The sequence below is a fragment of the Brevundimonas poindexterae genome, from assembly GCF_020524625.1.
GTDB lineage: Bacteria > Pseudomonadota > Alphaproteobacteria > Caulobacterales > Caulobacteraceae > Brevundimonas > Brevundimonas poindexterae_A.
Window position 1 is genome coordinate 762,231 of the sequence record NZ_JAIVLL010000002.1, and the last position, 19,544, is coordinate 781,774.

General features: G+C 70.1%; 17 protein-coding genes and 1 riboswitch. Of the genes, 7 read left to right on the top strand and 10 right to left on the bottom strand.

The window, feature by feature from the left end:
• Window positions 1-65: 65 nt before the first annotated feature.
• A riboswitch (cobalamin riboswitch) is annotated at window positions 66-260 on the top strand.
• A gap of 144 nt (window positions 261-404) precedes the next feature.
• Entirely contained in the window at window positions 405-2,264 is a 1,860-nt protein-coding gene (locus tag LC068_RS10100; protein ID WP_226636836.1) for a TonB-dependent receptor plug domain-containing protein, read from the top strand.
• Here LC068_RS10100 and LC068_RS10105 read toward each other — a convergent pair.
• From LC068_RS10105 to LC068_RS10115, 3 genes are all read right to left on the bottom strand, one after another.
• The gene (locus LC068_RS10105) at window positions 2,248-3,165 is read right to left on the bottom strand and encodes an aldo/keto reductase (RefSeq protein WP_226636838.1); all 918 of its coding nucleotides are present in this window, start codon (window positions 3,163-3,165) and stop codon (window positions 2,248-2,250) included. The two genes, LC068_RS10100 and LC068_RS10105, sit on opposite strands and share 17 nt — an antisense overlap.
• A 77-nt stretch (window positions 3,166-3,242) precedes the next feature.
• Window positions 3,243-3,875 (bottom strand): maleylacetoacetate isomerase, encoded by a 633-nt coding sequence (gene maiA / locus LC068_RS10110; protein WP_226636840.1) that lies wholly within the window; start codon window positions 3,873-3,875, stop codon window positions 3,243-3,245.
• Window positions 3,872-4,546, bottom strand: coding sequence for a fumarylacetoacetate hydrolase family protein (locus tag LC068_RS10115; protein ID WP_226636842.1), 675 nt, complete (start codon window positions 4,544-4,546; stop codon window positions 3,872-3,874). The genes maiA and LC068_RS10115 overlap by 4 nt, the downstream gene beginning before the upstream one ends.
• Before the next feature lie 158 nt (window positions 4,547-4,704).
• Here LC068_RS10115 and LC068_RS10120 point away from each other — a divergent pair, with 158 nt between their 5' ends.
• Together LC068_RS10120 and LC068_RS10125 are read left to right on the top strand one after the other, a co-directional pair.
• Window positions 4,705-5,049: a DUF883 family protein gene (locus LC068_RS10120; protein ID WP_209118819.1), complete on the top strand. Its 345-nt coding sequence runs from the start codon at window positions 4,705-4,707 to the stop codon at window positions 5,047-5,049.
• Complete coding sequence (locus LC068_RS10125; RefSeq protein WP_226636844.1) at window positions 5,049-5,465, top strand: hypothetical protein; 417 nt, start codon at window positions 5,049-5,051, stop codon at window positions 5,463-5,465. Before LC068_RS10120 ends, LC068_RS10125 begins: the two co-directional genes overlap by 1 nt.
• Before the next feature lie 6 nt (window positions 5,466-5,471).
• Here the strand turns inward: LC068_RS10125 and LC068_RS10130 are convergent, their stop codons facing one another.
• Genes LC068_RS10130 through gpmA form a run of 6 tightly spaced genes read right to left on the bottom strand, consistent with a single transcriptional unit; the run spans window position 5,472 to window position 11,916 of the window.
• Window positions 5,472-7,313, bottom strand: a complete 1,842-nt coding sequence (locus tag LC068_RS10130; protein WP_226636846.1) for a heparinase II/III family protein — start codon at window positions 7,311-7,313, stop codon at window positions 5,472-5,474.
• Window positions 7,313-7,972, bottom strand: a complete 660-nt coding sequence (rpe, locus tag LC068_RS10135) for a ribulose-phosphate 3-epimerase (RefSeq protein WP_226636848.1) — start codon at window positions 7,970-7,972, stop codon at window positions 7,313-7,315. Before rpe ends, LC068_RS10130 begins: the two co-directional genes overlap by 1 nt.
• Window positions 7,973-8,019: 47 nt before the next feature.
• Entirely contained in the window at window positions 8,020-9,249 is a 1,230-nt protein-coding gene (locus tag LC068_RS10140) for a pentapeptide repeat-containing protein (RefSeq protein WP_226636851.1), read from the bottom strand.
• Window positions 9,246-10,517, bottom strand: a complete 1,272-nt coding sequence (locus LC068_RS10145; protein ID WP_226636853.1) for a pentapeptide repeat-containing protein — start codon at window positions 10,515-10,517, stop codon at window positions 9,246-9,248. The genes LC068_RS10140 and LC068_RS10145 overlap by 4 nt, the downstream gene beginning before the upstream one ends.
• Window positions 10,518-10,564: 47 nt before the next feature.
• A complete protein-coding gene (ribD, locus tag LC068_RS10150; RefSeq protein ID WP_226636856.1) occupies window positions 10,565-11,194 on the bottom strand; it encodes a bifunctional diaminohydroxyphosphoribosylaminopyrimidine deaminase/5-amino-6-(5-phosphoribosylamino)uracil reductase RibD in 630 nt (209 codons plus the stop codon).
• Window positions 11,191-11,916, bottom strand: a complete 726-nt coding sequence (gene gpmA, locus LC068_RS10155; RefSeq protein ID WP_226636858.1) for a 2,3-diphosphoglycerate-dependent phosphoglycerate mutase — start codon at window positions 11,914-11,916, stop codon at window positions 11,191-11,193. The genes ribD and gpmA overlap by 4 nt, the downstream gene beginning before the upstream one ends.
• Window positions 11,917-12,065: 149 nt before the next feature.
• On the opposite strand from gpmA, the gene LC068_RS10160 reads away from it, so the two are divergent.
• Genes LC068_RS10160 through LC068_RS10170 form a run of 3 tightly spaced genes read left to right on the top strand, consistent with a single transcriptional unit; the run spans window position 12,066 to window position 16,168 of the window.
• Window positions 12,066-13,514: a phosphomannomutase/phosphoglucomutase gene (locus tag LC068_RS10160; RefSeq protein ID WP_226636860.1), complete on the top strand. Its 1,449-nt coding sequence runs from the start codon at window positions 12,066-12,068 to the stop codon at window positions 13,512-13,514.
• Between the two features lie 45 nt (window positions 13,515-13,559).
• Window positions 13,560-14,891 (top strand): FAD/NAD(P)-binding protein, encoded by a 1,332-nt coding sequence (locus LC068_RS10165; protein ID WP_226636862.1) that lies wholly within the window; start codon window positions 13,560-13,562, stop codon window positions 14,889-14,891.
• Window positions 14,888-16,168 (top strand): cystathionine gamma-synthase family protein, encoded by a 1,281-nt coding sequence (locus tag LC068_RS10170; protein ID WP_226636864.1) that lies wholly within the window; start codon window positions 14,888-14,890, stop codon window positions 16,166-16,168. Before LC068_RS10165 ends, LC068_RS10170 begins: the two co-directional genes overlap by 4 nt.
• 4 nt (window positions 16,169-16,172) lie before the next feature.
• Here LC068_RS10170 and glmM read toward each other — a convergent pair whose 3' ends face one another.
• Window positions 16,173-17,525 (bottom strand): phosphoglucosamine mutase, encoded by a 1,353-nt coding sequence (gene glmM, locus LC068_RS10175; RefSeq protein ID WP_226636866.1) that lies wholly within the window; start codon window positions 17,523-17,525, stop codon window positions 16,173-16,175.
• 198 nt (window positions 17,526-17,723) lie between these two features.
• Between glmM and glmS the strand changes: the two genes are divergently transcribed.
• Window positions 17,724-19,538 (top strand): glutamine--fructose-6-phosphate transaminase (isomerizing), encoded by a 1,815-nt coding sequence (gene glmS, locus LC068_RS10180; RefSeq protein ID WP_226636868.1) that lies wholly within the window; start codon window positions 17,724-17,726, stop codon window positions 19,536-19,538.
• Window positions 19,539-19,544: the final 6 nt, after the last annotated feature.

The window sequence follows — 19,544 nt, forward strand, 5'->3', positions numbered from 1 at the left end:
CTCGGGACAGGGTGACGGATCGCGCGCCCGGTCTCAAGCGTCTCTTGCGCCTCGCGATCCCCGCTGCGACAAGCGACCCAGGCGGTTAAGGGAACGCGGTCCAAAACCGCGGCTGTGCCCGCAACTGTAGGCGGCCAGGCCGTCGTCCGGTCCGGGAGCGATCCCGGCGTCACTGAGCGGTCTTCGGACGGTTCGGGAAGGCGAGGGCGGCGGCTGTTGATCCGCAAGCCAGGAGACCTGGCCGCCGACGTCGCTCGTCTTCTGTCCGGGACCAGACAGGGGCGCGGGGACCTATCCGTCGAAGCGACCCGATCCCAGCGCCGGCCCCCGATCTTCGGAGGCCGGGATCGGTCGCATCCTCTTGCCTGACGCGCGCTGCCGCCGGGCTGACGGAGACCTGTCCGATGAAACGGCAGTCCATATTGACGCTACCCACCCTCGCCATGGGGGCATTGGCCCTCGTGATCGGCCTGTGCCTCGCCGGAAAGGCCGATGCCCGCGAGGACCCCGAGACCCGGCTCGCGGACCTGCTGGTCCACGCCACACGCCTGCACCAGATCCAGTCACAGACCCCCGGGGCCCGGGTAATCACCGCCGCCGACATCGAGGCCCGCGGCGCCCGCTTCGCCGTCGACCTGTTGGACGAGGTTCCGGGGGCGGCCATCGCCCGGACCGGGGCCTTCGGCGGGGTCAGCCAGCTGCGTCTGCGCGGTGCGGGGCCCGGCAAGACACTGGTCCTGATCGACGGCGTGCCGGTCAACGATCCGGCCGACATCAACGGGGCCTTTGACTTCGCCAACCTCAGCCTGATCGACATGGAGCGGGTCGAGGTGTTGTCGGGACCGCAGTCGTCGCTGTGGGGCTCGGACGCCATCGGCGGGGTGATCGCCTTCACCACGCGCGAGGTGGACGGGCTGCGGGCCGAGCTGGAGGCAGGATCGCTGAACACGCAGCGCGGCGCGCTGTCGGTCGGCCGGTCGGGCGACCGGTCGGCCCTCAGCCTCAGCGTGTCGGGTTTTCGCACCGACGGCGTGTCGGCCGCAGCAACCGGCACCGAGGACGACGGCTATGAGACCCTGACCACCGGTCTGCGCGGTCGCCTGTCGCCCATGGTCGGCGTCGATCTGGACGGCGCGCTGCGCTGGACTAAGAGCCGGGTCGAGATCGACGGCTTTCCGGCGCCCGCCTTCGCGCTGGCCGACACGGACGATGTATCCAAAAGCGAGGCCAGGTCCGGCTTTGGCCGGATGACCGTGCAGACCGGGGGCGTCCGCCACCGCCTCAGCCTCTCGGCCAGCGATCTGGAGCGCGAAACACGCTCGGACTATGCCTCACGGTTCCGGGGGGACCGCCAGGTCTGGCGGTGGGACATGGACGGCACGGGCGGCGAGGGGCGCCTGAACTGGGCCGCCGGTGTAGAGCGCCGCAACGAGGCGGCGGACCTGGACAGCGGCCTGTCGGATGAGCTGGGCACCACCTCGGCGTTCGGGACCGTCCAGTTTCCGGTCGGCCCGCGGGTGACCCTGTCGGCGGCGCTCCGCCACGACGACACCGACGACTTCGGATCGGCCACGACGGGTCGGGTCACGGCCCACGCCGATCTCGGGGCCGGGTTCGGCCTGTCCGGTGCCTGGGGGACGGGCTTCCGTGCCCCCAGCGTCAGCCAGTCGGTCTGTGACTTCTGCTTTTCCAGCGCGCCCCTTCCCGCCCTCGTGCCGGAAGAGGGCGAGGGCCGGGAGGTCGCCCTGGGGTGGACCAGCGCGGATCGCCGCATCGAGGGGCGCATCACCCTCTATCGACTGACGGTCGAGAACCAGATCGTCTACCGCTTCGATCCCGTCACCTTCGACAGCGTCTACATCAATCTGGACGAGACGGAGACCGACGGGGTCGAGGTCGAGGGGCGGGCCCTTCTGGGGGCCGGGTTCGACCTCAGCCTCAGCTATGGCTGGACCGACGCGCGTGACGCCACCACCGACCTGCCGCTGCTGCGGGTGCCCGAACACAAGGGCTCGCTGGGCCTCGGCTATGCCGGGGATCGGCTGTCCACGCGCCTGACGGTGCGGGCCGAGAGCGACCAGCCGGATTCCGGCGGCACGCGCGACGGCTTCGTCACCGCCGACCTGTTCGGGTCATGGGCCCTGACGCCGGACATCGCGCTGACCGGCCGGATCGACAATCTGGCGGATGAGCGCTTCCAGCGCGTGCTGGGCTATGGCGAGCCGGGCCGCACCGTCGCGGTCGGCGTCAGGCTGCGCTACTGACGTCGGAGAAGGCGGTGGTCGCGTCGCCGGCCGCCGCCAGCCGCCCGCCCTGGTCGAACAGGGTCCAGTCCAGTTGCGGCCGGGGTGCATTGACGGCCGCCAGAAGGGCGCGGGTTTCCGCCGCCGAGGTGACACAGGCCACCAGGCTCGATCCCTCGGCCATGCCCGTCAGACTGTCGCCGGCATAGGCGAGCGCCGCCTGCATGGGGTCCAGACGCGCCTCGGCCAGCCGCCGGCGCAGGCGCGACAGAAGGACGACGTCCGAGGCACTGGCCCCCACCATTTCGTCCGATCCGGCAAACAGCAGGCCATTGGCCAGCACCGAGGCCAGTTGTACCGCCACGCCCTGTTCGGCCAACGCCGCCAGTACACCGTCGCGGCGGGCGCGCTGGTCCAGAATATTGAGCGGCAGCTGGATCAGGTCCGGCTGCAGGCGGCGGGCCACCAGCACCGGGCTGTCTTCCAGACGCGACCGGATACCGATCCGCCGGAACAGCCCTTTGGCCTTGAGGGCCACCAGACGATCCCACAGGGCGCGGCCTTCGGCACCGGCCAGATCGCGGCCGTCGCGCACCATCAGAACCTCTCCGCGGGGCAGACCCAGTCGCTCGAGCGAGCGACGCGCCCGGGCCTCGATCCGGTCGGCGCCCTCGGCGGCGTCCAGCGTCGTCACCGACACCTGGAAGGGGGAGGGGAAGGGCCAGGCCTGGCACAGGCTGCGTTCCTCGTCGCCCTGCGGACGGGTCAGAACCCGGCGGATCCCGCCGTCGGCCGCCGTCTGCAGAAGTTGCGCAAGGTCCGACTCCCGCTGGGGCAAACAGGCCATGCCGTCGCGCGTCGGCATGGGCACGACGGCGAGCGCCAGCTGGGCGGCGGGAGGGACGGCGATCTCTGTGTTCACCCGCCGATCCTGACGCCGAATGTTTAAGGGCGCCTCACCGAGAGTTTTCCAGAACCTTACCGCACACCGTTATCCGGTCAGTCCGCGTCGGGCTGGCGGTCGGGGTGGGCGGCAACGAAGGCCGGGTGGTCCTGCGCCGCAGCCTCGATGGCCAGCAGGCGCGGAAAGGCCTCGAGCGGCACATTGAACCGGCGGGCGGAATAGATCTGCGGGATCAGATAGCAGTCGACCAGGCCGGGCGTGTCGCCGAAGCTCCAGCCCCGGCCATGCCGCCCCACCAGCGTCTCCAGCGCCTTGAACCCGTCCTCGATCCACCGCCCGGCCCAGCCGTCGACAGCCGCCTGATCGGCCTCGAACTGGCTGCGCAGCGCCTTCAGAACCCTGAGATTGTTGAGCGGATGGATGTCGCAGCCGATCAGGGCCGCCATGCCCCGCACCGTGGCCCGGTCCATGGTCGCCTCGGGCAACAGGGGCGGCCGGGGATGGGTTTCCTCCAGCCACTCCAGAATTGCCGGGCTCTGGATCAGGACGCCGCCGTCCACCTCCAGCGCCGGGACCAGACCCTGCGGATTCATCGCCAGATAGGTCTCGGACTTCTGGGCGCCGGTGCGCAGGTCGATGCCCCGCGTCTCATAGCTCAGGCCCTTGAGGTTCAGCCCGATCCGGGTGCGATAGCTGGTGCCCGAGCGAAAATAGCCGTGAAGGATCATGAGGGGCCTCCCACCCGGGGCGCGACGGTAAAGGACAGGGACGGCAGGCCCTCGATCGTGGCCTCGATCCGGTCGCCCGCGACGATCGGTCCGACCCCGGCGGGCGTGCCCGTGAACAGCAGGTCACCGGGGCCCAGATCCCACAGGCGCGCGGCCTGTTCGACGATGCCGTCCGGGTTCCAGATCATCTCGGCCAGGGGGGCCGACTGGCGAACGGTGCCGTTCACCGACAGGGAGATAATGGCCTCGGGGCCGGGCCGCGGGCCGGGTCGGAGGGCGGCACACGGCGCGGACTGGTCGAACCCCTTGGCGGCATCCCATGGCCGGCCTTTCGCCTTGGCCTCGGCCTGCAGATCGCGCCGCGTCAGGTCGCAGCCGACCGCACAGCCCACGATCCGGCCCCCTTCGCCCAGTGCCAGCACCAGCTCGACCTCGTGGTGAAGGTCGGCGGTCTGCGACGGATAGGCGGGGTCGCGGCCGTCGGTCACCAGCGCCATGGCCGGCTTGGAGAAGAAGAAGGGCGCCGGTCGCTCCGGATCGGCCCCCATTTCGCGCGCATGGGCGGCATAGTTCTGGCCGACACACAGGATGCGCCTCACGGCAAAGCGTCGCCCCTCCCCCTCGACGGGCAGGGACGGGGTTTCGGGGGGCGGGATCAGCCAGTCGGTCATGGCGCGAAGCTAGGCCCGGCGGACTGCCCTCGCAACGCCCCCGATGCGCGTCAACGCCCCGGATTCCATGGTGCAGTGCGGGAACCCGCTGGCGCCGGTGGCGTTGGCCTCATATATCCCCTATCTATCGTCAAGCTTGCAGACCCGGGAGCGTCACCATGGCCACCACCAAGGCCCGCGAAGACATCAAGAACGACCTCAAGACCCTGAAGGAAGACATCAAGGTCGGAGCCCGCGAAGAGGGCGAGCGCCTGCGCGCCCGCGCCGAGGCCGCCGAAGCCCGCCTTCGCGAGAAGGCCGGTGAAGTCCGGGGTCAGGCCGAAGCCTATTACGAGCAGGCCCGCGTCCGGGGTCGTGAATATTACGACGACGCCGCCGAACGCTTCGACGAAGCCCAGCGCTATCTGGTCGAACGCGTCCAGGAGCGCCCGATGCAATCGACGGGCATCGCCCTCGGCATCGGCGTCGTGATCGGCATGCTTCTGGCCGGTCGCCGGCACTGATGCTCGGCGGACTGGTCAAGAAGGCCGTCGCCGTTGCGGTGGCGGCCGGTGCCGCGTTTGTGGCCCTGATCTGCTTTGGCGGGGTGATCTATTTCGCCCTGTCGCTGCTGGTCGTGCCGCTCGCGGCTGCCGCCCTGACCTTCCTGCTGTTTGCCCTGATCGCCACGGCTGTCGTCATGATCTTCCTGCGGAAGGCCGACGGCGAGGATGACGAGGAAGAGGACGAAGGCTCCAGCCTGACCAGCGGTCTGGCAGGGCGGGCCTTCACCCTGTTCCGCAATCGTCCGATCCTGGCCTCGGTCGCGACCCTGGCCGGCGGCTTCATCTTTCTGCGGAATCCGGCGCTGGCCACCATGGTGGCCGCCGCCTTCACCGAGAAAAGCCGCGCCGAACGCCATCGCGGCCGGCACCGCTAACCCACCCTATTCGATCACCGGGTCTCCCGACGCGCCCGCAGGATTCAGTTTCCAGCGGATGCGCGTCTCCGCGTCTGTCCGCGCGGAGCCCCGCACCACGATCTGCAGGGCGCGGCGCGTCAGCCCATCGACACTGTGCACTGACGGCTCGATGGCGACATCGGGCCCGTCCGTGCGGAACCACCATCCCCGTCCCGAATGGCCGCGCAGCAGGATCGAACGCCGGTCGCGCGCCAGCGACGCCTGCACGCCGGGCTCCAGCTGGAAGCGGACCGCATAAGGGGCGGCGATCACCGGCGGCGGGCTCGGCGCATTGTCGGCCGGGAACAGCCGCTCCTCGGCCCGCAGCTCGTCCAGCCTTTGGTCCAGATACAGCCGGCGCTGGTGGGCCAGACCGAACAGCGGCGACCAGCCGTCGTGCTGGGCCTCCAGCCACAGGGCGCCGTCGCCTTGCCGCGTCTCGTGCGACACCGAATACGGATGGGCCATCAGCCGGGGCCCCAGCAGGTCCGCCTGCCAGCCGCCCAGCGGTTCGCCCAGTGAGGTCTCGCTGAGCGTCAGGGTCGAATGGCCGGGGGTCAGCCGCAGGCCCTGTCGCTCAAAGGCCCGGGGCGTCCATCCGCAGCCGGTGATCAGCCGGTCCCGTCCACAGACGATCTCCAGCGCCAGCGGCTGGGCGCAGGCCGCCTCGCTCCAGGCTCCTTTGGGTGGCGCCTCGACATCGATCATGAGGCTGAGCAGCGGACTGCGCATGCGCGCCAGACCGCCGATCGGGCCGCCGTTGTCCGCCGGGTCGTCGGCGGTCGGATCCAGTCCGGCCGCCGCCAGCGCCGCCGAAATCCGCGCCGGGGTCGAGGGTCCGCCGCCATGAACGCCGGGCAGGCGTCCATCGGGCAGGGTCAGGGACCGGACGGTACCGGCCAGCCGGGCGATAGCCGCCTCGACCGGATCGGGCACCGCTTCCGATAGCTGGGTCAGGCCGTCCTTCACCGTCAGCAGGTCGAACAACAGCTCCAGCGCCGCCTCGGGGCTGCGGGACATCAGCGTCCCGTCCGGGCGGAGCGAGCGGTCCAGCGCGCGGGACAGCCGCTTAAGCCCGCGTTGGCGCAGGCGGGTGCCCGATGGCCCGGCCAGGGCACAGCCGATGGCGACGATCGCCGCCGCCCGGGTCGCCGCCCCGGCAGCGGGGGCGGGCGGGCGCAGCAGTTGGCGGGCCTGTCGCGCCACCAGCACGGCCAGCTGGCCCCGCTCCTCCTCGCTCGCGCCCGAGCCCATGCGCCGCAGCGCCGGAGCCAGGTTGAGCAGGCGTCGGGCCATACGGTCCGGGTCCCAGGCGAAGGGCGCCCAGCGGTGGAACACGCGGCCCCACGCCAGCGTCAGCCGCAGCGCCTCACGAGCCCCGGCCTCGCCTTCCAGCATCAGCGGCGGCAGCCAGTCGAACCGATGCAGCGCTTCGGCAAAGCCACGCGAGGGGCTGGGCCGGTCCCACGGGTCCTGCGGGGCGGGAACGTCCAGGCTGATGCCGGTCAGGGTGAAGCGACCCTGCAGCACGCTCTTGCCCAGCCCGGCGGCCTCGACCGGCCGGAAATCGCGTGGCGTGGCGGCAAAGGCTGATGGCTTGAGGCCCCAGGGCCGACCTTTCAGCGTCTGGCCATAGCCGGGCAGGCCGTAAAGCTCGATCCAGATCTGCCGGGTCAGCAGCCGTCCGGCCACCTGCGGCCAGATCTTCAGGCCCGGACGGGCGCCGGAGGGCCGCACGGGCGTCCGGGGCGGTGCCCCGCGAAGGCCGGGGATCTGGCCCTCGGGGACCGAGGCCTCGGGCCGGGCGAACGGGCCGATCCCCGCCATCAGTGCGCTTTCAGGGCCGCGATGTTGTCGGCATAGGCCGAGGGGCCGCCGCGGAAGACGGCGGTCCCGGCCACAAGGGCATCGGCGCCGGCGGCGACACAGTCCGCCGCATTGTCCGCCGTCACCCCGCCGTCGACCTGCAGCACGGCCTTCGATCCGGCGGCATCCAGCCGCTTGCGGACCCGCGCGATCTTGTCGAGCGAAGCCGGGATGAATTTCTGGCCGCCGAAACCCGGATTGACCGACATGATCAGCACCAGATCGACCAGATCGATGACCTCATCCAGAATGCCGACCGGCGTGCCGGGATTGAGCACCAGCCCTGCCTTTGCGCCCAGATCGCGGATGCGACCCAGCGTCCGGTGCAGGTGCGGACCCGATTCCGGGTGCACGCTCAGAACATCCGCTCCGGCCTGTTTGTAGGCTTCCAGCCAGGGATCGACCGGCGCCACCATCAGGTGGACGTCGAACGGCAGCCGGGTGTGGGGCCGGAGTGCCTTCACCACATCCGGGCCGATGGTCAGATTGGGCACGAAATGACCGTCCATGACATCCACATGGACCCAGTCGGCACCGGCGGTCTCCAGCGCGGCGACCTCCTCACCCAGTCGGGCGAAATCAGAGGCCAGGATGGACGGACAGATCAGGGGCGCGCTCATGGCCCCGGGATAGGCCGTGCCCCGCCCCGGGGCAAGACCTGCGGGCCTCAGGCTGCCGCGCGGCGCATCGTCAGGCGGGCGCGCTGTTCGTCGCTGAGGACGGTGTCGTCCATGCGCGCGCCGGTCATGTCGGCGCCCTCGACCACGGCGCCGGTAAAGTCAGCGGCAATCAGGCGCGAGTAGCGCAGGCCCGCCCCCGTCAGATTGGTCGGCATGGAGCGCCCGCCACCCAGCGGCAGGGGGGCCAGGATCGCCCCGTCCAGATCGGCATGGCTGAGCAGGGCCCGCATCATCCGCGCGCCCCTCAGATCCGTGCCCCGCAGATTGCATCCGCGCAGGTCCGCCCCTTCCAGATTGGCGCCTTGCAGGCCCATGCCCGACAGATCCATACCCACCAGACAGGCGCCGCGGGCATTGATAGCCGGCAGCCGCAGCCCTTTGAGTCGCGCACCCAGCGGCCTGAGATCCTTGCCCTCGAAATTGCCGGGAGCCCCCAGCACCCCGCCGCTTTCGGCCCAGGCATTGGCGTCCAGCGCCTGCTCGTGAAGCTGCTCGGCGCCCGCGATGGCCTCGGCCGTCGGCTCGCGCAGGCTGCCGGTCATGTCGGTCTTTTCCATCCGCGCCGTCTCCAGCGCCACACGCGTCAGGACGGCACCCACCATGCGTGCGCCTTCCAGATTGGCGCCTCCAATATCGGCGCCCTCCATCATGGCGCCCGACAGATCGGCCTCTTTCAGATTGGCGCGATTTAGCCGGGTGCCGTTCATGGCGCAGTCGGTGAAATCGACCTTGAAGGCGCTGAAGCCCTCCAGGGTCGCGCCATTCAGGGTGGCGCCGGTAAAGCTGGCGCCGTCGGCATTGCCCTGATGGGTCTCGTGCTTGACCGAGGCCAGGCCCTTGGTCGCGTGCGGAATGGCGATCACCCCCTCGCGGAAGTCCGCCTGGGTCAGGTCGGCGCTGGCCAAATCCGCCCCCCGGAGACAGGCGCCGCGCAGGTCGGCCCGCACCAGCACGGCGCGCGACAGGTCCGCCTCGCGCATGTCGCAGCAGAACAGAACCGCCCGGCTGAGCTGGGCGCCCGCCAGCCGCGTCCCGCGCAGGGAGCAGCCGGTGAAATCGGCCTCCTCCAGATTGCGCCCCGCGAGGTTCAGCCCGTTCAGGTCCATGAATTTCAGCGCCAGACGGCGCCCGCCGGCCCGACCTTCGGCAAACCGCTCATGCGCCATGACCAGCATGTCCAGATCGCCCTGCCCCAGGGTGCGGCGGGTGAAGCTCATTCAGGGTCTCCGGGAACATCAAGGCCAAGGGTGCCGGTCAGCACCGCCTCGGACAGATCGGTCATCTTCATCTGGCAGCCATGCAGGCGCGCGCGGCTGAGGTCGGCGCGCGCGAGGCGGGCGCTTCTGAGATCGGCCCCCGACAGGTCGGCGCCTCTCAACGTCGCTCCGGTCAGGTCGACAGGCAGCAGTCGTTCGGCCGACAGCAAGAGCGGTCCCAGCTGGGCCTGTCGCAGGTCCGCGCCGTTTAGCCGGGCCCCGGCCAGGCGGGCCCCCCGGAGGTCGGCGCCGCGCAGGCGGCAGGCCCTGAGATCGGCATTCTCGAGATGGGCGCCCTGCATCTGCACCCCCTCCATGTCGAGGCCGTAGAAGATGGCCCCGCGCGCCGACAGGGCGGTCAGATTCAGTCCCCGGATCGAGTGCAGCGAGCGCAGGTCGACGCTGTCGAAAACCGACGGCTTGCCCTCGGCGCCGCCGGTCTCGCACCAGACGGCATGGTCACGCAGCATGTCGGCGGCCGGCAGGCGCGAGACGGGGTCGCCCGACGACCGGTCATCGGTCAGGGCGCCGTCCATCTGTGCGCCGTCCGTACGCCAGGACAGGGATTTCACACCGACCAGCACGGCATCTCGCAGGTCCGCGCCCGACAGGTCGGCGCCCGACAGGTCCGCCCCCGCCAGATCGGCGCCCTTGAAGCTGGCCTGCTTCAGATTGGCCCGCACCAGCTTGCAGTCCTTCATCACCGCATCGGTGAAGTCGGCCGCCACCGCCACCACGCCGGTCAGGCGCGAGCGCTCCAGATTGGCGCCGGCCAGACAGGCCCCGGCCGCTTGGGTCGCGTGCCGGGCCCGCGCCTCGATCACCCGAAAGCCCATCCGCGCGTCGGCCGCGGCGATGGTCCCTTCGCGCAGGTCGGCCTCGAACAGGTCCGCGCCGGTCAGGTCCGCACCGCGAAGGCAGGCGCCCCGGAGGTCGGCCCGCCGCAGCGAGGCCTCGCACAGGGCGGCATCCTGCATGTCGCAGCCAAAGAAGGTGGCATTGTCCAGCCGCGCCCCGCTGAGGTCACAGCCGTTCAGATCGGCCGCGGAAAAATCGGCATCGGCCAGATTGCGTCCGGCCAGCGTCAGCCCGCTGAGGTCCATCCAGGCGAACACCGCCCGCGCGCCGCCCGGCCGGGCCTGCCACAGGCGATCGTGGCGGGCGCAGATTGCGTCCACCTCGTTCTGGGTCAGTCGTCGCCGCGCGACAGGTTGGGCAGCCTGGGCCATTCCCACACGCTGCCACAATCACGCTTAAGGAAGGTTTGCGACCGGCCTCAGCCCTTCAGCAGGCCCTGATCCTTCAGGCTGTCGGCCAGTTCGCCGGGCGACACCCACAGGCGGGTGTAGCCGGCCTCGCCCAGCCGGGTCAGTTCGCCGACCAGATCGGCGCGCGGCGAGGCGGTGAAGCGGGCGTCGAATCCCTCGCCCGTCTCGCTCACCCGGACCATCGGGCGCCCGGTTTCCAGCCGGTGCAGGAAGCCTTCGCACAGGGCGAGGGCCTCATCGGCCATCAGGCCGGTCTCGACCTCCAGCCCCGCCTGACGCAGCCGTTCGGTGCCGCGCCCGGAGGCAAAGGGCGAGGGGTCGAGCGCGGCGATCACCACCCGCGCGACCCCGGCCTCGGCCAGGAAGTGGGCGCACGATTTGCGGCCCGACGACCGCGCGCCGCAGGGCTCCAGCGTCACATAGGCGGTGGCGCCCTTCGCCTGATCGCCGGCGGCCGGGATGGCCTGTTCCTCGGCATGGGGGCGACCGCCCGGGGCCGTGGCGGCCTCGGCGATCACCTCACCGTCCTTCACCAGCACACAGCCGACGGCCGGATTGGGCCAGGTCTCGCCCATGCGCGCCCGGGCCAGTTCGATGGCCCGGGCCATGTGACGGGCGTCGTCGGTCCCCGCGCTCATGCGCCGGCCTCCGGCAACGGCGGCAGGTCCGCCGCGCGGCCGGTGTCCAGATAGCGGGCGGCCACGGGCTTCAGATCGCCATCGAGGTCGATCTCCAGCGGATTGCCGGTCGGGATTTCCACGCCGACGATCCGGTCATCCGGCACGGCGAACAGGTGTTTGACGATAGCGCGCAGCGAATTGCCGTGGGCGGTGATCAGCACATCCTCGCCCGCCTTCAGCCGCGGCGCGATCTCGGCATTCCAGTAGGGCAGCACCCGGTCGAGCGTGGTCTTCAGGCTCTCGGTGTCAGGGATTTCCTGCCCGTCATAGAGGGGGTCCCCGGCGAAGCTGTGCGGGTGGTCGGCCTCCATCGGCGGCGGCGGCACATCATAGCTGCGACGCCAGATGCGCACCTGGTCCTCGCCGTGCTTCTCGGCCGTCTCGGCCTTGTTGAGGCCGGTCAGCCCGCCGTAGTGCCGCTCGTTCAGCCGCCAGTCGCGGATGATCGGCACATCCTTCAGGCCGGCCGCCGCCAGAGCCAGATCGCCGGTCCGCCGGGCGCGCTTCAGCACCGAGGTGAACATGACCGCGGGGGTAAAGCCGGCGTCGGCAATCAGCATCCCGCCCTTCCTCGCCTCGGCCTCGCCCTGGTCGGTCAGGTCGACATCGACCCAGCCGGTGAAGCGGTTCTCGAGGTTCCACTGGCTCTGGCCGTGACGCAGGAGGACGAGGCGGGGCATGCAGATCTCCGGATGACAGGGGTTTTCGCCTAGGCCCCCCTCGGACAGGGGTCAAGCCGGGCGGTGGGCCGGGGGCCTCTCGTGGGATTTGATAGGGCTGTCGCTTTCCCCCTATAGCGGTCCGCTGTTTTCTGCCCCGAGGGTATCTGATGACCGGCCTGATCGCGCCGACCGGCTTTCGCGAATACGACGCCCGCTGGGTGCTGGACACCGACCTCGACCTTGAGGGTGTCGAGACCCTGGGTCTGGCGCTGGCGACCCTCCTGTACGAACTGGACAGCCCGCGCCTCGTCACCGGCCATGACTATCGCAGCTATTCGGAAGACGTGAAGGCGGCCCTGATCCGGGGTCTGGTCGCCGGCGGGGCCGAGGTTCGCGACATCGGCCTCTGCCTGACCCCCATGGCCTATTTCGCCCGCGAGGCCCTGGGCGTACCGGGCGTCGCCATGGTCACGGCCAGCCACAACGAAAACGGCTGGACCGGGGTCAAGATGGGCGCGCATCCGCCCTTCACCTTCGGCCCGGAGGAAATGGCGCGACTCAAGGCCCTGGCGCTCGAAGGCGGCTGCATCGCGCGTCCCGGCGGGCGCCGGATTGCGGTCGAGGGCTTTGCCGACCGCTATCTGTCAGAGGTCGCCTCCGGGCCGAAACTCTCCCGGCCGATCCGGGTCGTGGCCGCCTGCGGCAATGGCACGGCGGGCGCCTTCGTGCCCGAGGCCCTGCGCCGCATGGGCGCCGAGGTGATCGAGATGGACACCGAGCTCGACTGGACTTTTCCCCGCTACAATCCGAATCCGGAAGATCGCGTCATGCTGGACGCCATGGCCGAACGGGTGTGCGAGACCGGGGCCGATCTGGCGCTCGGCTTCGACGGCGATGGCGACCGCTGCGGCGTGGTGGATGACCGGGGCCACGAAATCTTCGCCGACCGCATGGGGCTGATGCTGGCGCGGGATCTGGTCGCCGACCATCCCGGCGCGACCTTTGTCGTCGATGTGAAGTCGACCGGCCTTTATCGCACCGACCCCGTGCTGGCCGCCGCCGGGGCGCGCGTCGTCTATGGCATGACCGGCCACAGTCACATGAAGCGGGCGGTCGCTGCCGAAGGCGCGCTGGTCGGCTTTGAAAAGTCGGGCCATGTCTTTTTCGCCCCGCCCCTCGGTCGCGGCTACGACGACGCGCTTGTCTTCGCGCGCGAAATCCTGCGCCTGCTGGACCGGTCGGGCGGGCGTCGCCTGTCGGAACTGGAGGCCGAGCTTCCCCCCGCCTTCACATCCCTGACCATGAGTGCCCATTGTCCGGATACGGAGAAATATGCGGTGGTCGAGCGCATTGCCGGGGAGTACCGGGCGCTGGCGGGCGCCGGCGGCATTGTGCTGGGCCGGGGCATTCTCGACCTCGTGACCGTCAACGGCATCCGCGTCGAGCTGGAGGGCGGGGCCTGGCTGCTGGTCCGGGCCTCGTCCAACAAGCCGGAGTTGGTGGTGGTGGTTGAAAGCCTCGATTCGGTCGACGACATGCGGGCGCTTTTCCATGACGCGGTCAAACCCCGGCTGGCCGCGCATCCCGAGGTCGGGGGCTGGAACCAGGAAGTTTGACCGCATCCCCCGGACGGTCCATTAGGCCCGCGAGCGGGAGGACGGGTGAGCCAGATCAGCGACCAGATCGTCATCGTGGGCGGCGGATTCTCCGGCGCCATGGCCGCCGCGCGTCTGGCGGAGCGGGGACTGCCCTCGACCGTCATCGATGCCGGGGGCGATTTTGGCCGGGGCGTCGCCTATTCCACCCCCTTTGACGGTCACCTGCTGAATGTCCGCTCCAACCGGATGAGCGCGCTTGAGGGATGGCCCGACGACTTCGTCGACTGGCTGGCCCGTCATCACCCGGACCGCGCCGACCCGGAGGGTTTCGCCCCGCGTCGCCTGTTCGGCCTCTATGTCCAGAACCGGCTTGATGCCGTCGAGGCCGCCCATCCGGGCGCCATCACCCGGACCGCGGGCCGTGTCAGCGCCATCGACGGCACCACAGTGGAGCTGGACGATGGCCGCCGCATCGCCGGTCGGGCGATCGTGCTCGCCACCGGCAATCCCGCGCCCCGCACCGCTTCCGGCTCCGGTGGCCGGGTGATCGGTGACCCCTGGGCGCCCGGCGCGCTCGACGGCATCGGCGGTGAGGATCGTCTCATCGTCATCGGCACCGGCCTGACCATGGTCGATATGGCCGTCTGGCTGAAGGCGCGAGGCTGGCGGGGCACGCTGCTCGCCCTGTCCCGACGGGGCCTCAGGCCGCGCGCCCATGCGGACCAGCCCGAATCACCGGCTCCCCTTGGCGCCGACCTGATGCAGGGACCGGCGTCCCGCCGTCTGGCCGCCGCCCGCCGCGCCACCCGCGACGGCGACTGGCGACCGCTGATGGAGGGCCTGCGCCCCCGCACCGGCGCCCTCTGGCAGGCGGCGGACCTCAAGACCCGCGCCCGCTGGGTGCGCCACCTGCGGCCCTTCTGGGACGTGCATCGCCACCGGATCGCCCCCGCCATCGCCGCGGACATTCAGGCGCTGGTCGATGCCGGCCGCCTGACGATCGTCGCAGGCCGGGTCGTCTCTCTCGACCCCACCGATCAGGGCGTGACCCTCAACTGGCGGCCCAAGGGTCGGGCGGAGGTGGAAACGGCCGCCGCTGACTGGCTGATCGACTGCACCGGCCCGGGCCACAGCCCCGCCCGCGATCCGCTGACCGCCCCCCTGATCGCTGCCGGCCGCACCCGTCTGGATCCGCTCGGCCTCGGCCTTGACCTCGACGACCGGGGCCGGGTCCGGAGTGTGGACGGAACCCCCGACCCCGCCCTGTTCGTTCTGGGACCGCCCGCCCGCGCGACCTTCTGGGAAACCATCGCCGTCCCCGACATCCGCAAGCGGATCGAGGATCTGGTCGAGACCCTGGCCCAGACCCCGGCCGAGCAAGGAGTATCTGCATGAGCCATCACAAGTCCCGCACCCTGGCCGGCCGCGACCTGGCCCCCGAAACCCTGATGATGGGCTTTGGCTATGATCCGACCCTGTCCGAGGGCGCGATCAAGGCGCCGCTGTTCCAGGCCTCGACCTTCGTCTTCCGCTCGGCCGAGGACGGCAAGCGCTTCTTCGAGGTCGCCTATGGCCTGCGCGAAAAGGAGCCCGACGAGGCGCTGGGCCTGATCTATTCGCGCATTAACAACCCCAACCTCGAAATCCTCGAGGACCGTCTGGCGGTCTGGGACAAGGCCGATCGGGCCCTGGTCTTTTCCAGCGGCATGGCGGCCATCTCGACGGCCATGCTGGCCCTGACCCGGCCGGGCGACACCGTCCTCTATGCGGCTCCGGCCTATGGCGGCACCGAATATCTGTTCGACCGCATCCTGCCCCGCTACGGCGTCAAGGTGGCCCAGGTGCTGGCCACCGAGGGCACCGAGGCGCTGCGGACGGCCATTCGTGACACGGCCGCAAAGGCCGCCGAGGGCGGCGGGCGTCTGGCGGTCGTCTATCTGGAAACCCCGTCCAACCCGACCAATCAGGTCGTGGATATCGCGGCCGCCGTGGCCGAGGTGCAGGGTCTGGGTCAGGCCGAGCGGCCGGTGGTGGCGGTCGACAACACCTTCCTCGGCCCCCTGTGGCAGCGCCCGCTGGAGCTTGGCGCCGACCTGTCGCTCTATTCGCTGACCAAGTACGTCGGGGGTCACTCCGACCTGATCGCCGGGGGCTGCCTGGGCACGGCCGAGGTCATGGCTCGCATCGCCGAGATGCGGACCATCTGCGGCACCGCCACCGACCCTCATACCGCCTGGCTGCTCAGCCGCAGCCTGGAAACCCTGCACCTGCGGATGGAGCGGTCACAGGACAATGCCCGGGTGCTCAGCGAGCGTCTGCGCGCGCACGACAAGGTCACCGATGTGCTGGTCGCGGGCGGCGGCGCCGGCGAGCAGCGCGCCATCTTCGAGGCCCAGTGTCAGGGGCCGGGCTCGACCTTTTCGATCCGCGTGCGCGGCGGCGAGGCCGAGGCCTTCCGTGTGCTGAATGCCCTGAGACTGTTCAAGCTGGCCGTCAGCCTCGGCGGGTCGGAAAGTCTGGCTTCCCACCCGTCCAGCATGACCCACTCGGACTATTCGCGCGAGGCCAAGACCCGCTGCGGCATCGGCGATGACCTGATCCGGCTGTCGGTCGGCGTCGAAAACGTCGAGGACCTCTGGACGGATCTGGAGCAGGCGCTCGCGGTGATCTGAACGATCAGCCGGCCGCCGCCTTCACTGCGGCGCAGATATCGCTGACGACGGACCGGACAAGGGCCTCGTCATCGCCCTCGGCCATGACCCGGATCAACTTTTCCGTGCCGGATTTGCGCACCAGCACCCGGCCCTGCCCCTTCAGCCGGGCCTCACCCTCGGCGATGGCGGTCTTGACGCTGGCGGCCTCCATCGGCTTGCCGGCGGCATAGCGGACATTCTCGAGGATCTGCGGCACCGGGTCGAACTGGCGCGCCAGCTCGCTCATCGGCCGGCCGCTCTTGACCAGAACCGCCAGCACCTGCAGCGCCGAGATCAGGCCGTCGCCCGTGGTCGCATGGTCGCGCAGGATGATGTGACCCGACTGCTCGCCGCCCAGGTTGAAGCCACCCTCGCGCATCCGCTCCATCACATAGCGGTCGCCGACCTTGGTGCGCTCCAGCGAAAGGCCGTCGGCCAGTAGCGCCCGCTCCAGGCCCAGGTTGGACATGACGGTCGCCACCACACCGCCTCCGGTCAGCAGTCCCTGTTCCGACCAGTCGCGCGCCACCAGCGCCATGATCTGGTCGCCGTCGACGATCTGTCCCTTCTCGTCGCAGATGATCACGCGGTCGGCATCGCCATCCAGCGCAATGCCGATATCGGCCCGGTGCAGATTGACCGCGGCGCTCAGCGCCTGCGGATGGGTCGAGCCGCAATCCGCATTGATATTCAGGCCGTTGGGCTCGACGCCCAGCGGAAACACCTCGGCGCCCAGCTCATAGAGCGTGGTCGGGGCGACGCGGTAGCCGGCCCCGTTGGCGCAGTCGATCACCACCCGGAGACCCTTCAGGCTCAATGTCTTGGGGAAGGTCGCCTTGGCCACCTCGATATAGCGCGCCTGGCTGTCGTCGATCCGCTTGACCCGCCCCAGCTTGTCCGCCGGCGCCAGGTCCTCGTCCAGTTCGGCGTCCATCATGGCCTCGATCTTCAGCTCGACCGAGTCCGACAGCTTGTAGCCGTCCGGCCCGAACAGCTTGATGCCATTGTCCATGAAGGCGTTGTGCGAGGCCGAGATCATCACGCCCAGATCGGCGCGCATCGACCGGGTCATCATGGCCACGCCCGGCGTCGGCAGGGGGCCGAAGGTGATGACGTCCATGCCCGCGCTGGCGAAACCCGCCACCAGGGCCGGCTCGATCATATAGCCCGACAGGCGCGTATCCTTGCCGATCACCACCAGATGGCGCCGGTCGTCCTCGGACATGAACAGCCGCCCGGCGGCCAGTCCGACGCGCAGGGCCACCTCGGGCGTCATGGGGTGCGCATTGGCCCGGCCCCGGATACCATCGGTACCGAAATAGCGTCTCTCACCCATCGTCGTCCCTCGTCCTCGGCCCTTTTGTCGGCTTCAATCAGGCACGGAAACCTTGCGAAACCGCAATTTAGGTGTCACGCCCCGACGTTCTGGCCTAGGGGAGGTGCCGCCTCTCCCGGGCGAAAAACGGCTTAGACCGTCACAGGGGCGTGGGTAAAGCCATGGTTTCCTGACGGTCTGTGATGAGGAACAGGACACATGTGCGGCATCATCGGCGTCACCGGAACCGGCCAGGCCGTTCCCCGTCTGATCGAAAGCCTCAAGCGCCTCGAGTACCGGGGCTATGACTCGGCGGGCGTGGCCGCCCTGGTCGACGGGCGCATCGAGCGCCGTCGTGCCAAGGGCAAGATCGCCGCGCTGGAATCCGTGCTGAAGGCCGAACCCCTCGCCTCGACGGTCGGCATCGGCCACACGCGCTGGGCCACCCATGGCGCCCCGACCACCCAGAACGCTCACCCGCACAAGGCCGGCCGCGTGACGCTGGTCCACAACGGCATCATCGAGAATTTCGCCGAGCTCAAGCATGAGCTGGAAGAGCTGGGCCACACCTTCGAGAGCCAGACGGACACCGAGGTGGTTGCCCATCTGCTGGACCGGGCGCTCGGCGGCGGCAATGACCCGGTGGTGGCCTTCAAGTCGGTCCTCGACCGGCTGAGCGGCGCCTATGCCCTGGCCGTTCTGGTCGAGGGCGAGGACGGCCTGATCCTCGGCGCCCGGCGCGGCAGCCCGCTGGTCGTCGGCTGGGGCGAGGGCGAGATGTACCTCGGCTCGGATGCCCTGGCGGTCGGCCCCTTCACCCAGACCATCAGCTATCTGGAAGAGGGCGACTATGTTGCGCTCGACCGGTCCGGCGCGCGCATGTTCGACGCCGACGGCGAGGCCGTGGACCGCCCGGTGGTCGTGGTCTCGGCCTCGGCCGCCCAGGTCGAGAAGGGCGAGTACCGCCACTTCATGGAAAAGGAGATCCACGAACAGCCGGACAGCGTCCAGCGCACGCTCTCGGCCTATCTGGATTTCGTCAACGGCCGCGTGCTCAAGCAGGACGTCGACTTCTCGAAGGTGTCGCGCATCCAGATCGTCGCCTGCGGCACGGCCTTCTATGCCGCCCAGATCGGCCGCTATGCCTTTGAAAGGCTGGCCGGCCTGCCCTGCGACGTCGAGATCGCCTCCGAGTTCCGCTATCGCCAGCCGGCCCTGATGCCCGACACCCTGGCGGTGGCCGTCAGCCAGTCGGGCGAGACCGCCGACACCTTGGCCTGCCTGACCTGGTGCAAGGGTCTGGGCCTGCCGACCGCAGCGCTCGTCAATGTGCACAGCTCGTCCATGGCGCGCGAGGCGCAATATCTGTGGCCCACCCACGCCGGGCCCGAGATCGGCGTCGCCTCGACCAAGGCCTTCACCGCCCAGGTCGCCGGCCTGCTGGCCCTGGCCGTGACGGCCGGCGTCGCCCGCGGCCGGATCGGCCCGGACGAGGAGGCCCAGCTGGTCCAGGCCCTGTTCGAGTCGCCCCGCCTGATCGCCGAGGCGCTGCAGATGGAAGACCGCATGCGCGACGTCGCGCATGAGCTCTCGCGCGCCACCGACGTCCTGTTCCTCGGCCGGGGCCCCATGTTCCCGCTGGCCATGGAAGGCGCGCTGAAGCTCAAGGAGATCAGCTATATCCACGCCGAGGGCTATGCCGCCGGCGAGCTCAAGCACGGCCCCATCGCCCTGATCGACGAGGAAACCCCCACGGTCGCCCTCGCGCCCCGGGACGATCTGTTCGAAAAGACCGCCTCCAATCTCCAGGAAGTCGCCGCGCGCGGCGGGCCGGTGGTGATGATCGCCCCGCTGTCGGCGCCGACGCCGCACGGCACCGGCATCACCCGCATCGAGGCGCCCGAGTGCCACCCCCTGATCGCGCCGCTGGTCTATGCCATCCCGGTCCAGATGCTGGCCTATTTCACCGCCGTCCATAAGGGCACCGACGTCGACCAGCCCCGGAACCTTGCCAAGTCCGTCACGGTTGAGTGATCCCGT